At 49.0% G+C, this 13,836-nt stretch carries 10 protein-coding genes and 1 pseudogene; 5 read left to right on the top strand and 6 right to left on the bottom strand.

Going from position 1 to position 13,836, the window contains the following annotated elements; translation table 11 throughout:
- Nucleotides 1-55 precede the first annotated feature (55 nt).
- The 4 genes from ON05_RS19500 to ON05_RS19485 form a co-directional block, all read right to left on the bottom strand.
- Nucleotides 56-730 (bottom strand): murein L,D-transpeptidase family protein, encoded by a 675-nt coding sequence (locus ON05_RS19500; RefSeq protein WP_010473630.1) that lies wholly within the window; start codon nt 728-730, stop codon nt 56-58.
- 91 nt (nt 731-821) lie between these two features.
- Nucleotides 822-1,262 carry a T3SS (YopN, CesT) and YbjN peptide-binding chaperone 1 gene (locus tag ON05_RS19495; RefSeq protein ID WP_010473631.1) on the bottom strand — a complete coding sequence of 147 codons (441 nt, stop codon included), beginning with the start codon at nt 1,260-1,262 and terminating at the stop codon, nt 822-824.
- A 12-nt stretch (nt 1,263-1,274) separates the two neighbouring features.
- Nucleotides 1,275-1,580 carry a DUF4342 domain-containing protein gene (locus tag ON05_RS19490; protein WP_010473632.1) on the bottom strand — a complete coding sequence of 102 codons (306 nt, stop codon included), beginning with the start codon at nt 1,578-1,580 and terminating at the stop codon, nt 1,275-1,277.
- 60 nt (nt 1,581-1,640) lie between these two features.
- Nucleotides 1,641-4,244 (bottom strand): O-antigen ligase family protein, encoded by a 2,604-nt coding sequence (locus ON05_RS19485; RefSeq protein ID WP_050857470.1) that lies wholly within the window; start codon nt 4,242-4,244, stop codon nt 1,641-1,643.
- Between the two features lie 77 nt (nt 4,245-4,321).
- On the opposite strand from ON05_RS19485, the gene ON05_RS19480 reads away from it, so the two are divergent.
- Nucleotides 4,322-4,786, top strand: a complete 465-nt coding sequence (locus ON05_RS19480; RefSeq protein ID WP_029315207.1) for a twin-arginine translocation signal domain-containing protein — start codon at nt 4,322-4,324, stop codon at nt 4,784-4,786.
- A 33-nt stretch (nt 4,787-4,819) separates the two neighbouring features.
- Nucleotides 4,820-5,326 (top strand): endo-1,4-beta-xylanase, encoded by a 507-nt coding sequence (locus ON05_RS19475; protein ID WP_085945177.1) that lies wholly within the window; start codon nt 4,820-4,822, stop codon nt 5,324-5,326.
- A gap of 65 nt (nt 5,327-5,391) precedes the next feature.
- Here ON05_RS19475 and ON05_RS19470 read toward each other — a convergent pair whose 3' ends face one another.
- Nucleotides 5,392-6,255 (bottom strand): Tab2/Atab2 family RNA-binding protein, encoded by an 864-nt coding sequence (locus ON05_RS19470; RefSeq protein ID WP_010473634.1) that lies wholly within the window; start codon nt 6,253-6,255, stop codon nt 5,392-5,394.
- Nucleotides 6,256-6,598: 343 nt separating this feature from the next.
- Here ON05_RS19470 and ON05_RS19465 point away from each other — a divergent pair.
- Together ON05_RS19465 and ON05_RS19460 are read left to right on the top strand one after the other, a co-directional pair.
- Nucleotides 6,599-8,091: pseudogene (locus ON05_RS19465) on the top strand (ammonium transporter).
- A gap of 432 nt (nt 8,092-8,523) precedes the next feature.
- Nucleotides 8,524-9,981, top strand: a complete 1,458-nt coding sequence (locus ON05_RS19460; protein WP_396149779.1) for an ammonium transporter — start codon at nt 8,524-8,526, stop codon at nt 9,979-9,981.
- 122 nt (nt 9,982-10,103) lie between these two features.
- Here the strand turns inward: ON05_RS19460 and ON05_RS19455 are convergent, their stop codons facing one another.
- Nucleotides 10,104-12,335: a glycoside hydrolase gene (locus ON05_RS19455; RefSeq protein ID WP_010472788.1), complete on the bottom strand. Its 2,232-nt coding sequence runs from the start codon at nt 12,333-12,335 to the stop codon at nt 10,104-10,106.
- Between the two features lie 51 nt (nt 12,336-12,386).
- On the opposite strand from ON05_RS19455, the gene gatA reads away from it, so the two are divergent.
- Nucleotides 12,387-13,835, top strand: coding sequence for an Asp-tRNA(Asn)/Glu-tRNA(Gln) amidotransferase subunit GatA (gatA, locus tag ON05_RS19450; RefSeq protein WP_010472789.1), 1,449 nt, complete (start codon nt 12,387-12,389; stop codon nt 13,833-13,835).
- Nucleotide 13,836 lies beyond the last annotated feature (1 nt).

The raw sequence follows: 13,836 nt of genomic DNA, 5'->3' as shown, positions 1-13,836 counted from the left end.
GGGCTAATCTCTTACAGCACAATCCTGCTCAGTACTACAGCGCCAGGGATCAGCACTAGGGCAAAATTTCAATCCAAGTCCCCTTGCTCACAATCCCATAAAGCTCATCCACATCTTTATTCTTGAGCGCGATACAGCCCCAAGTCCAGTTTTGCCGCTGATCGATTAAATGATCGGAGCCTCTGGGTACCCCATGAATCCCAATTGCACTGCCCACAGTATCACTAGCCTTGATTGTGCCCTGGCGTTTGGCGTCTAGATGCTTGCGCCAAGAATCAGCCGTTGGATAATTCAACCAGAGAAATTTTGACCAGCTGGGATGGGGATATTTATCTTGGAGTTGAAACAAACCTTCGGGGGTTTTGCGATCGCCTTCTCGTAACTTGTCTCCCGTCGGTACACTCCCCAATACTACTGGATAGGATTTGAGCGGTTTTTGGTCGTAGTAAACTGTCAGCCTAAATTTAGATTTTTCGATCAGAAGGGTGAGTTTTTCAGAATCGAGGGTAGAGCGATTCGTTATTGTTGCGATCGCCTGATTTCCATTGATCAGGCGATTGCCCACAGGTGGCCGATGTAATCGCTTAGGCGCACACTGGTTACCACATAAAAGGTCAGGGACATGAGTTAAGGGAAAAATTAAGCCCAGTTTGCGGAAAACACCATAAATACCCACACAAACTACCAAAAAAATCCCAGCAATCAGGAGTCTTTTGGTCAACAGGTTCATTCTCTCATTCCCATACCTATCAGTTGTTGTAGCCAATATCTGAAGCCTTCACAGCATTAAATATTGGCCACACTGTTTTGGGGAGCTATCTTTAAGGATTCCGATCCAACGCTCGCTCTCCACCCCAGCGTTGAACAATCTGATCATCGTAATTATCCGCAGCAGCCAAGACCGCATGCACGGAGGCTTCTAGCTCATTGGGATCGCAAGTTGACCCCACAATCGTATGTTCAAATAGGATGTCACCCGCATCATTCACGGAAAATGCGCCAAACCGCATTTCTGCATTTTCACGCAATAGATGGGATTGCAAGTCAGCAGCCATATTGGCTCCGGATACGACAGTAGAGCGAATATTGATCACGCTATCTTCTTGCCAAGGAAAAACACGTACCTCTACCCATGCTGACCCCATAAACAGACCAAAACCTGGGTCATCTAGTTTCTCCCAAGGGATGTCCTCAAAGAGTTCATCCATCCAGCTGGCAACTTTGGTGTGGCACTCCTGCTGAGCTTGCGTTTGAAATTCCATTCCAGTCCTTAACTATTCCAGGGATTTTTCTATAACAATAGTAAGACGTGCTGCAAAAACTCCCACAACACCCAAAACAGTTAATAACGGGGCAGTGATGATCCCAACAGCACCCACCCCCACGCCGACAGACAGGGGAATCTCCACTAACGAACGTCCGGCGTCCGTTTTAATAATGATTTTGCGGACATTGCCTTTTTTGACCAGCTCTTTTACTTTGTCTATCACTGAGCCACTGCTGAGTTTAAATTCCTCAACCCGAGTGGGATCGCTAGGGGTAGCATCTTTCATAGGGACCTGATCGCTGGGTTCACTCATAGGGTTATTCTCCGAAGAAAAGCGCAATTAAAAACTAGATTGACAGGGTGCAACAGAACATTAGTGGGTTCTATCCATTGCACCACTTTGCATCAGCGATGAGGTCAGCATAGCATTCTCTGATAAGGCTTTAACCTCTGATAACAAAGCACTACGGCGCTCTTTTAGGGTTCGATCTAAATCAGGAAAATATTCAGGCACAGGCATCATGTCACTAAAAATTTCAGTCATAACTACATTATCGATGACCTGAAAAAAGTCTGTCGGATTAGGACCATCAGTATGACGACTCAACACCCCAAAACCGGCCCGTTGTCGATGATATTTCCGCACGATGGGATAGTCTTGCAACCATTCCTGAAACGTTTGGGCCTGCTGCATGCTGTCTAAGGTAACTTTCACCAGTTGCTCTGTTTTATCGGTCCCCATTCCCCTTAACCAGGCTTTAGCCAACAAAGACGATCGTTGATCCGGCATGGCCCAAGCTTGCAGGATATAGCGAGAGGCATTTGATAATTCTGGAGAAACTTGAATAGGTTCCCCTGGCTGACTTTGAGCCACCTCTACCAAAGCTCGACTGAGGGGGCTACCATAGGTGTCGAGATCGGCTTGGGCCGCTTCGAAGTTGCCACGCCACCATTCCAAACTGCCTCTACCTTTATGGAGATGGGTATTGAGATCATCTAAATGCTGATGTCCCTGCAACAATTGGTCATAGGTTTGTCCTAAGTTCGCAAGAACCTTTTCATAGATAGATTGCAAGGGGGGTGACTTCCACGCCGGACTCGTAATCCAGATAGGATTGCGCAGACATTCTAAGGTCATGGCTTGCACAGCAAGATCGGTTTGGCCCTGACCGATTAAACTGAGACCCAGCCCAAAAAAGACCCCTCGTTTTGCAGGCACCAGTTCTGCCGACCGGGCAAACTCCTGGGTCGCTTGCCGTGGATCTGTCTGCAGATATAGCCACCCTAAGTTAGTATGGCCAAACTCTTGATCTGGAGCGGCCTGATTACCTTGGATAAAGTGCTGAGTTGCAGTTTGAATTAGGTAACTTCGGAACTTAGGATCCTGGGTTTTTAATCCCATTTCTCCTAAGTTCCATCCCAATTGGTAGGAATAATAGGGTTCCCACGGGGCCTTGGCTTGAGCATCTGCCAAGTGCAGGCGGAATCGCTCGATCTCTTGCTGATCTAAAGCAGCAAATCCTTGGTGAGACACCTGCCAAGCAGCATGGATGGGGGCAACCGATATTCCAAAGGCTAGAACAACGCCAAGCAGGACACCTGCGATTGATTTACTACGCTTATCAGATGGCGCTTTGACTTGGGTTACTTCCTTGGTAGGCCTCATAAAGCCAGCGAGGCAACCGAGACTAATAATAATAAAACCACTAATGCCAATATTGTCTAACTGATAATCTGTCAGAGAAACGAGACTGTATCCTAAAAGGCCAGCGAACAAACTTTGGGGCAAGAGATTGGCTGTGGCTTGGGTCATGTATCGCCCCCCTTGCCAAATTAGCCACCCCAGCAAAAGGACAAAAGGAACCATTCCTGCCAAACCCAGCTCGGCCCAAATTTGTGGCAAGGTTCCATGTAATTGATAGGCATGTTCGGCTTCTAAGCCTGCCCAGTGAGGTCGATAGGCTTGATAGGCCAAAGGCACACTTCCTGCGCCCATTCCCGTCACAGGTTGTTGCAGTCCCATGTTCCAACCGGCCACATGAGTAATCAGTCGATAGGCCATATCTCCACCGGAACGGCCTTGCAAAAAATTACTGATTTGACTGCTAAGGCGATTGTTGGCGAATACTAAGACGAAAACAATGCCAATTCCGCCCATTAACCAGCGACGGTTCAATCCCTGTTGACGAAAGAGGACCAATCCCAAATACACACCGGCAACCAAAAGCCCTAACCAACCACCTCTAGAGCTAGTGGTGTACAGATCAATGAGACCCAGCCCCAAACAGCCAAACCACCACCATCGCCAACGCAGATGGGTCAATCCCAAACCCAGTAAAAGCGGCAGAGCTAGCACTAAATAGCCAGCCACATAGTTTTGATGACCAAAGGGAGCCCAATTTCGCAGTTCTAGAGTTGAGAAGTTATAGCTAGCTTGCACCCCTAATTTTTGCAGCGACTGGAGGCGATTCAGCTCTGGCAATAAGGTCTGACTCACCCAAAGGCCAAGACTGGTGACAATCAACCCCGCACTCACGATGCCTTGGGTCACCAGTAATTGTTGACGGCGAAGGGGCGTTCGTGCCCAGGCATTGACGCAGTAGATGGCGGCTATGCCACCCAGGGCAGCCCCCGTGTACCAACGCGCCTGGTTGGGGAATCTAGCCAAGAAGGCCGATAGCAGCAACCCCACCACGGTCAATGCAGCGAGCCAATCTAGACCTTGCTGTAAACGAGGGATCGGTGAACGCTGCCAAAGCTGTCCCACTAGCCAGAGCACGGGACACAGCCAGGTCAATTGCCACACCAACACCCAGGGCCACGCCGCCATAATGCTGTGACTATCAGGCATTAGCGTGAACAAAAAATATAGCCCTAGACAGAGAATACCGAGGAGCGATCGCGGCGAGGTAGCCGCCGCTGTATCCGCAGAAGAGGGGTTCAGATCATCAAATTGTGAGTCTGAGGATATGGCCATTACAAATATTGGGTACCTTGCAGTCAGATTACCCGGATCGCTAACTTTAGCTGACAACTCAAAATGGGGGACCCTGCATGGCGGCAATCGATCGACGGCAATTTTTAACGCTAACTGGCGGAACAGCAGCACTCCTCACCTTGGGCGCTTCACGCTCTGAACAATCTAAGGCCAAGGTTCCCGCCCTTACGAATCGGATCAAGCTGCAGGCATGGACATCTACGGGCAAACCCATGCCTGCTAAAGTCTTCAACCAAACGTTTTTCCTCACCTTAGGGGATGAACCCATGCCCAATCCTCCCCGTCAAGTAGACTCGGGTGTATTGTGGACCACACCCCCCCCTGTTCCGTTTGCAATTGTTCTCTATCTGGCGGTTAAAGGGTTTGGTAAAGTTGCCCTTTATGCCGACAACCAAGGCCGAGGCTATACACCAGCAGACTTTCCTCTGAATTTGAATTTGGCCTGTGCTGAGTCTCGGATTCATCGGGTACGGACTGGGCCAATACCCTCAATTTCTCTGCAGAACACCAGCGAGAGATGACTCAATTCGCTTCTCTAGCAACGGTCGAAGGCTATCACAAAGCGAAACACCTGCTGTCAGTGGGCCGAATATATTCCCAAGGGTCCCCGCCAACCCCCATTACACAGTGCCTATCAATATCTACAAACCTGTCTTGAGAATGATATCCCGTTTGAAATTATCGGTATGCAGCTGTATTACCCCAATCAGGACATGTTTGAAGTCAACCGACTCTTAGAGCGATTTAGCCAGCTCGGTACACCGATTCACATCACAGAGTTAGAGGTTTCTTCCAATACCACTCGGGCTGAGAATACCCCTTGCCCAGATCCACCCGTGCTCTGGCATGCTCCTTGGAATAAAAATATCCAAGCCGACTGGGTCGAACAGTCCTATACCCTGTGCTACAGCAAATCTTATATCCAAGCCGTGACGTGGTGGGATCTAGCGGATGACGGCTTCTGGCCCCATGGTGGGCTACTCAGATCAGATTTTTCTCCCAAGTTGGCCTATCTTAGCCTGAATACGCTTCAGAAACGATGGCTAGCTCTAGGTGCCTAAAGCCAACCTGGAGAACTGTCTACAGATTTGACCTAACTTTCACAAGATGAAGCTAGAACCCCGCATTAAGCAGCCATTATTTCTTGCATTAACCAGAACCCGGCAAATTGTTCAGATTCAGGCGAAGATTGCACAGCCACAAAATGAATTTGCTGGGCAGCCTGCTTAGTTTTTTCAAAGTCCTGAATTTCAGCTACCAGGGGATCATCATTCAGATAGGCAATCACCCAGCGATCGCTAAGTCCTGTTTCTAGAAGCAATTGAGGTTTAGGATCCATTTCCAGTTTCAGGCAGGCTAATTCTAAACCCGACATCCACCCTGCCAAGGGCGTAGAGCGCTCCGAGAAAATCAGGAGTCCAGGAATTGCAGTCTCTGGCGGTAGATTCAGCTGCGCCAATGGAATTTTAGCGCCAAAAGCAATATCCCACTCATCCATATCTTCAAATGCACTGAGTTGAAGCGTCACAAGCCGCCAACCCTCTCCTTGCAGAGCATCTGGTAAAGGCTTCGGCAAGGTAGGTTCAAAGGTCATGGGCGCAGCCATCATGGGTTGATACCCCGGATGCTGAGGGTATACAGTCTGCTCCCGTTCGCAAAGCCACTGATACACCCCAAATGTTCTCCGACTCGGCTGGGCTGGGATCTCCAACGCTTCACAAGCCCGCGGAATGATACTTTTCATCGAACGCCGAAAAAAGCGAATTCTTTCTGGAAAGTCTTGCTCACCATAATTCCCTTGCTGACGCCATAGGGGTAACGCCTCAGCTAATGCTTCTTGTAGCCAACGGGCATTGGCCTGCGAACCTGAGCAGACTTTGGTGAACTCAAAGTTTCGCTGAGAATCACAAACCAATAGTTCCCAAATTTTTTTTTGTTGCTCGTCTAAAATGGGGCGCGAATAAAAATCGATTTCCCAAACCTTACTCATATTTAATGTCAAACCCTAGATGCTTTATCAGTGTAAAGTTTTGGGGAATTAGGTGAGAAACCCCAAGGTGTTATTGATCCACTCCTTTCAGGTTACTCTGTTCTCTACCCAGAAAGAAATGTATCACCCTATACAGAACTGCGGCCTCTACCACTGTTGAATCGATTAAATCAGTGGGTTGGGTGATCCCATATCCAATTTGCTTTACCGATCGGGCTTATCTTCTTTAGATCGTTTAATTGCTTTAGTATCCAAAGTTTAGGAATGGCTGAAGTCTCTACATCTAAATCAACTACTAGAGCAATTGGTTGTCCATCGTTTATCTAGGAAACGTATTGTGGTGATGTCTAAGCCAATTAACTCGAGGCCTAAAAACCTCAAGCGCAGAAAGCGCTTATCTCCTGCTTGGCAGCTTTGCATGCCAATGACAGCAATAGTTTTATTATTTTGGTCCGTGGCCGCTGTTGCCCAAGAAGCAGCTCCCCCTGACCCCACAGCAACCCTCACCGTTGGGTTAGATACGGTCTGGGTACTGCTCTGTGCTTTTTTAGTCTTTTTTATGAACGCCGGGTTCGGCATGCTGGAAACGGGCTTCTGCCGTCAAAAGAATGCCGTCAATATCCTAGCCAAAACTTGATTGTGTTTGCATTGGCCACTATTGCCTACTGGGCCATTGGTTTTGGCTTGATGTTTGGTGATGGCAGCCCCGTCTTAGGGACGGCTGGATGGTTTGTCGGAGGTGCTGATAATAGTCCTGCGACAGGAGATGCCTATGAAGGTATCTTTAGCGCTTTGAACTGGACGGGCGTTCCCCTCTTTGCAAAGTTCCTCTTCCAACTTGTGTTTGCTGGAACTGCAGCCACCATCGTGTCTGGAGCAGTGGCTGAGCGCATTAAGTTTGTCTCTTTCTTGATTTTTAGCTTAGTACTCACTGGCATTCTCTATCCCATCTCTGGTCACTGGATTTGGGGTGGCGGCTGGTTAGCAGGTATGGGCTTTTGGGACTTTGCCGGTTCTACAGTCGTCCACTCTGTCGGAGGCTGGGCAGCTTTCGTTGGTGCTGCGTTCCTTGGACCTCGGTTAGGTCGCTATTCTCAAACTGGGGCCACTGCTATGCCTGGTCACAATATGAGTATTGCCACCCTAGGGTGTTTGATTCTGTGGTTAGGATGGTTTGGCTTTAACCCAGGATCCACTATGGGGGTAGGGGATGGTGCTGCCATTGCTCATGTGGCCCTGACCACAAACATTGCGGCTGCTTTCGGTGGCGTTGCTGCAACTTTCACGGCTTGGTTCTACCTCGGCAAGCCTGATTTATCCATGGTCATCAATGGCATCTTGGCTGGATTAGTGGGCATTACGGCCCCTTGTGCTTGGGTGACGGTTCCTTGGGCTGCGGTGATTGGTCTGATTGCTGGGGTGATTGTTGTGTTTGCGGTCACTATCATTGATGGCATGAAGATTGATGACCCAGTGGGTGCCATCTCTGTTCACTGTGTTTGTGGTGTTTGGGGCACTTTGGCGGTCGGTCTATTTTCTCAAGGACCAGATGGTCTGATCTATGGCGAAGGAGGCGGTCCTGCAAAGGGTCTTATCCTAGGCGGTGGATTTGAACAAATGATTCCGCAAATCGTGGGGATCTTGGCTGTCGGTGCTTTCACGTTGGTCACAACGGCCATTGCTTGGGCTGCCATCAAGGCAATTGCTGGACTCCGGGTTCCTGAAGAAGAAGAAATCAAAGGACTCGATATCAGCGAACATGGCATGGAAGCCTACAGTGGCTTCCTCAAAGATGCTCAAGTTCAAGGCAGCCGAGCAACCTCAGCAATACGCTAAGAATTCTCTAAAAAGCTATCTAGAAAATGTCTGGCATTAGAGGTTGAACAACATATATTCACAAAACGCCCTGGTATTCTCCAGGGCGTTTTGTGAATATATCCAAACTACACAGGCTCAGGTTTACATCTAAGGATAGGGTGGAGAATATTTTATGATTGAGGCTTCAATGGGCTGATCCAGTTAAGCCATGAGGTCTTTTGCAAAAGAAAAATGTATCTAAAAATACAGAATTACAGTACCTAGCACTGTTGAATCGATTAGATTAGGACCCCAAATAGGTTTGAGTGCATTCAAGTCCCAACTATCACTTAAGTAATCATTCAAAGATGGCCCTCAAGTTGTTATTAAGTCATGATTTTGATGCCCTTATCAAATCAACTACTAGAGCAATTGGTTGTCCATCGTTTATCTAGGAAACGTATTGTGGTGATGTCTAAGCCAATTAACTCGAGGCCTAAAAACCTCAAGCGCAGAAAGCGCTTATCTCCTGCTTGGCAGCTTTGCATGCCAATGACAGCAATAGTTTTATTATTTTGGTCCGTGGCCGCTGTTGCCCAAGAAGCAGCTCCCCCTGACCCCACAGCAACCCTCACCGTTGGGTTAGATACGGTCTGGGTACTGCTCTGTGCTTTTTTAGTCTTTTTTATGAACGCCGGGTTCGGCATGCTGGAAACGGGCTTCTGCCGTCAAAAGAATGCCGTCAATATCCTAGCCAAAAACTTGATTGTGTTTGCATTGGCCACTATTGCCTACTGGGCCATTGGTTTTGGCTTGATGTTTGGTGATGGCAGCCCCGTCTTAGGGACGGCTGGATGGTTTGTCGGAGGTGCTGATAATAGTCCTGCGACAGGAGATGCCTATGAAGGTATCTTTAGCGCTTTGAACTGGACGGGCGTTCCCCTCTTTGCAAAGTTCCTCTTCCAACTTGTGTTTGCTGGAACTGCAGCCACCATCGTGTCTGGAGCAGTGGCTGAGCGCATTAAGTTTGTCTCTTTCTTGATTTTTAGCTTAGTACTCACTGGCATTCTCTATCCCATCTCTGGTCACTGGATTTGGGGTGGCGGCTGGTTAGCAGGTATGGGCTTTTGGGACTTTGCCGGTTCTACAGTCGTCCACTCTGTCGGAGGCTGGGCAGCTTTCGTTGGTGCTGCGTTCCTTGGACCTCGGTTAGGTCGCTATTCTCAAACTGGGGCCACTGCTATGCCTGGTCACAATATGAGTATTGCCACCCTAGGGTGTTTGATTCTGTGGTTAGGATGGTTTGGCTTTAACCCAGGATCCACTATGGGGGTAGGGGATGGTGCTGCCATTGCTCATGTGGCCCTGACCACAAACATTGCGGCTGCTTTCGGTGGCGTTGCTGCAACTTTCACGGCTTGGTTCTACCTCGGCAAGCCTGATTTATCCATGGTCATCAATGGCATCTTGGCTGGATTAGTGGGCATTACGGCCCCTTGTGCTTGGGTGACGGTTCCTTGGGCTGCGGTGATTGGTCTGATTGCTGGGGTGATTGTTGTGTTTGCGGTCACTATCATTGATGGCATGAAGATTGATGACCCAGTGGGTGCCATCTCTGTTCACTGTGTTTGTGGTGTTTGGGGCACTTTGGCGGTCGGTCTATTTTCTCAAGGACCAGATGGTCTGATCTATGGCGAAGGAGGCGGTCCTGCAAAGGGTCTTATCCTAGGCGGTGGATTTGAACAAATGATTCCGCAAATCGTGGGGATCTTGGCTGTCGGTGCTTTCACGTTGGTCACAACGGCCATTGCTTGGGCTGCCATCAAGGCAATTGCTGGACTCCGGGTTCCTGAAGAAGAAGAAATCAAAGGACTCGATATCAGCGAACATGGCATGGAAGCCTACAGTGGCTTCCTCAAAGAGGCATAAGGCTTCCTTGTACCAGCCCCATCCACTGGGTTGAATATGTCATCTTTCATCAACAATAGCCCCCAGAACTGGTGTAGTTCTGGGGGCTATTGTTTTGTGTAGGCAAAGAGCCAATCATACTTCTAAGGCACTTGCAAGGGCACCAACGTATTATCAGGCAGGTGTTCAACGAACTCACCGTGTTTAGATAAAACGACCACTAACTCTAGGGGCCAATCAGGCTGTAGATGTAAATCGCTCCAAGGCACTGCGATTTCTAGGCATTGATCAAGACCAATCTGTACCCGATGGGAGCGACCGTACCACTGATTATGGTCAGCTGCTTCTTCCAGCCAAATATCGTGATTGGTGAGATTAATGCCCAGATGATGGTGATATCGGTAGTTCAGAGGACTTTGATCAGGAACTTGGCCCAGAGGGATGAGGCTATTGTTCATCGTTTGTCCCGGATAGAACCACAACAAGTGCAGTTCTGGGGGAGAATCAACGCCCGGTTTTTTACCAACCTGAAAATCAAATCGCATGTAAAAATTCAGGTGATCCAACCCATACCAAAGGCGCTGGATGGTACTACTACGATGCATGGTCCCTCTGGAACCCGCGATGGTTATCCGGCCTGCATGATCCCAATCTTGTTCATCCACAACACCGTTGATTACAGGGTGGATAAAGCTTTGGGGACGATGATCCGCCGTTGACTGATGCTCTTCCAGAGGATACTGCAGAACTTCGGGGACTGGCTCGTCTAAGGATTGATAGAGGGCAACTAAATGCTCCCGGAAAAGCTGATCAAAAATTTCATCTTGATTGGAAGAATGTCCTTCACCAAACCACCAAAACCAGTCAGACCCTTCTGCGGCATATAAGGCTTCCCAAGCGTCTGGATTCTGTTCTTCTGTGGCTTCAGGATGCTTCTCTAAGGTCTTTCTCGCCTCGGTCAATAAATCCCAGGCTCGATTCTTAACGGGATCGCCAATCCAAGTGGTGAAACTGCCATCCACCCAAGATCCGCTATGGAGTTTAGTCGTCGGCAGAGTTGCTTGGGGTGGGAACTGTTCCAGATATTCAGAGACGGTGACGAGCTTGAGGTCATCTATCTCACTCAGCTTTTGATAGAGGCTCTCTATGAAAGGGATGCCATCCCTTTCATAGTACTCCCAACAGTTTTCGCCATCGAGGGCAATCGTCACCAGCCAGGGTTTCGCCAGAGCGGTGCCTTCTTCAGGTTGGCGGTCGATGAGGGTGTTTGCGATCGCATGCAGATGCCCCACCAAATCAGAGGCGGCTTCTTCCGGCTGCATGGCGCTATAGGTAAAGCCTACGAGATCCGACAATCGGTGATCTCGAAAGACAATCGACAGATCGCCTTCATAGGTACTTAAGCGATACGGCTGGTAGAGAATCTCCGGTTCAAAGACATTGCCATACTCATCCCGATGGAAGAAATGATGGGTAGTCCATCCTAAAACGGCTTCATCGGAACACAGCCAATCAAAACCTTGCTTGGCCACATAGGGCAAAATACTAGGACTCACAGACTGCTCAGACGGCCATAACCCTCGGGGAGAGCGTCCAAATCGTTCCTCATACATCTCCCATCCTTTCTTGAGATGGCGAGGGATATCTTCCGGCCACTGAAACTGAGTTTCCGGTAAATCCATATGGGGCACCGCGACTCGTCCCGCATCGGTATCCGCTAACAGGGGCAAAATGGGGTGGGTGTAGGGGGTCGTCATTACCTCTAGCTGACCGTCATCCTGCATCTGTCGATGTTGGGGCACAATGCGACTGAGGATCTGACGCTGCTTTTCGATAATGTCTTTGCGATCTTGAAGACTAAAATTGCGGTCCTGTTTAAGCCAGCGGGCAATATCCGGATCATCCCAAAACAGGGGATCAATCCAGGCGAGATTGTGCCAGGCCAATAAATCGCCATAGTCTTGGGCCGTCCAGTTTTCTAAGCACCAGGCTTGCCCTTTTTCCTGCTTCTGGCAAAACAGTTCAGAATATCTGGGATGGGGATCAACCAAGGTTTGGTGATGGGCATCAAAGAAATGCTGGGCAATAAATTGATGTTGCTCTGGTGTCAGCTTTTCTGTAGGCAGAGTCGCCACTTCCAAATAAGGGTCAATGGCAGTCCCTGCTACATAGTCTTCAATCTGCATTAGTAGCGATGGCACTAAATTAACCGTTTGGTGCAATTTAGGATAGCGACTCAGCAACAGGACCAAATCTAAATAATCTTTAGTCCCGTGCAACCGAACCCAAGGAAGTCGGTATTGGCCGGTGACTCGGCTTTTATAAAGAGGCTGATGCTGATGCCAAATAAAGGCGATATAAAGCGGGTGAGTCATAGGTCACCGTATACTGAGGATTGGCACATTTTGAACAGAAGGATTTGCTGCATGGCATCCATCCAAGCGTTGCATCAAGAGCTAATCACTAAAGAGCGATCAGCCCAAGAAATTACCGAAGCAGCCCTGGAAACCATTCATCAATTAGAACCCAAACTCCATAGCTTTTTGGCCATTACTGCTGACCAAGCACTCGCCCAAGCTAAACAGGTCGATGCTAAGTTAGCTGCGGGGGAAGAGATTGGTTTACTAGCGGGGATTCCCATTGGTATCAAAGATAATATGTGTACCAAAGGAATTGCTACAACCTGTGGGTCAAAAATCCTTCAAAACTTTATTCCCCCTTACGAGTCTACCGTAACCCAAAAATTAGCGGCTGCGGGGGCGGTTATGGTGGGTAAAACCAACCTGGATGAATTTGCCATGGGCAGCTCCACAGAAAACTCTGCCTACCAAGTCACGGGCAATCCCTGGGATATGTCCCGAGTACCGGGCGGATCCTCAGGGGGCTCGGCTGCAGCAGTAGCCGCTGATGAATGTGTGGTATCCATTGGCTCGGATACAGGTGGTTCTATTCGACAGCCAGCCGCCCTCTGTGGCGTAGTCGGCCTCAAGCCTACCTATGGTTTGGTGTCTCGCTTTGGCCTAGTGGCCTATGCCTCTTCCTTGGACCAAATTGGTCCCTTTGGTCGCACGGTCGAAGATGCTGCCATCCTTCTACAAGAAATCGCGGGCTACGACCCCCAAGACTCTACTAGCCTCAAAGTCGAAATTCCTGATTATTCCAAGTCTCTGATTCCTGACCTCAAAGGGAAAAAGGTGGGCGTGATCACCGAAACTTTTGGAGAAGGACTAGATTCAGTTGTAGAAAAGGCGGTGCGCAAGGCGATCGATCAACTAGCTGAACTAGGTGCTGAGGTGCAAGAGATCTCTTGTCCGCGCTTCCGCTATGGATTGCCGACTTATTATGTAATTGCCCCGTCAGAAGCCTCTGCGAACTTAGCCCGCTACGATGGCGTCAAGTATGGCTACCGCACCGATGACTCTGAGGATTTGATGTCCATGTACACCAATACTCGGGCAGAAGGGTTCGGCGCTGAAGTGAAACGCCGGATTATGATTGGCACCTATGCTCTGTCTGCAGGATATTACGATGCTTACTATTTGAAAGCTCAAAAAGTCCGCACGTTAATCAAGGAAGACTTTGAAAAGGCATTCGAGAGCGTGGATGTGTTGGTCTGTCCCACCACGCCAACAACCGCATTTAAGGCAGGAGAGAAAACCGCTGATCCCTTAAGCATGTATCTCTCGGACTTGATGACGATTCCTGTAAATCTAGCAGGGTTACCGGGCCTCAGCCTACCCTGTGGCTTTGATGACCAAGGGTTACCGATTGGTCTGCAGATTGTTGGTAATGTCTTGCGGGAAGATCAGGTACTACAAGCCGCCTATGCCTATGAGCAATCTACAGAATGGCACAAGACATCTCCCAAACTATAAT

The organism is Acaryochloris sp. CCMEE 5410 (assembly GCF_000238775.2).
GTDB lineage: Bacteria > Cyanobacteriota > Cyanobacteriia > Thermosynechococcales > Thermosynechococcaceae > Acaryochloris.
The sequence above is the reverse complement of the archived record's forward strand: the minus strand, read 5'-3'. Positions and strand labels throughout refer to the sequence as shown.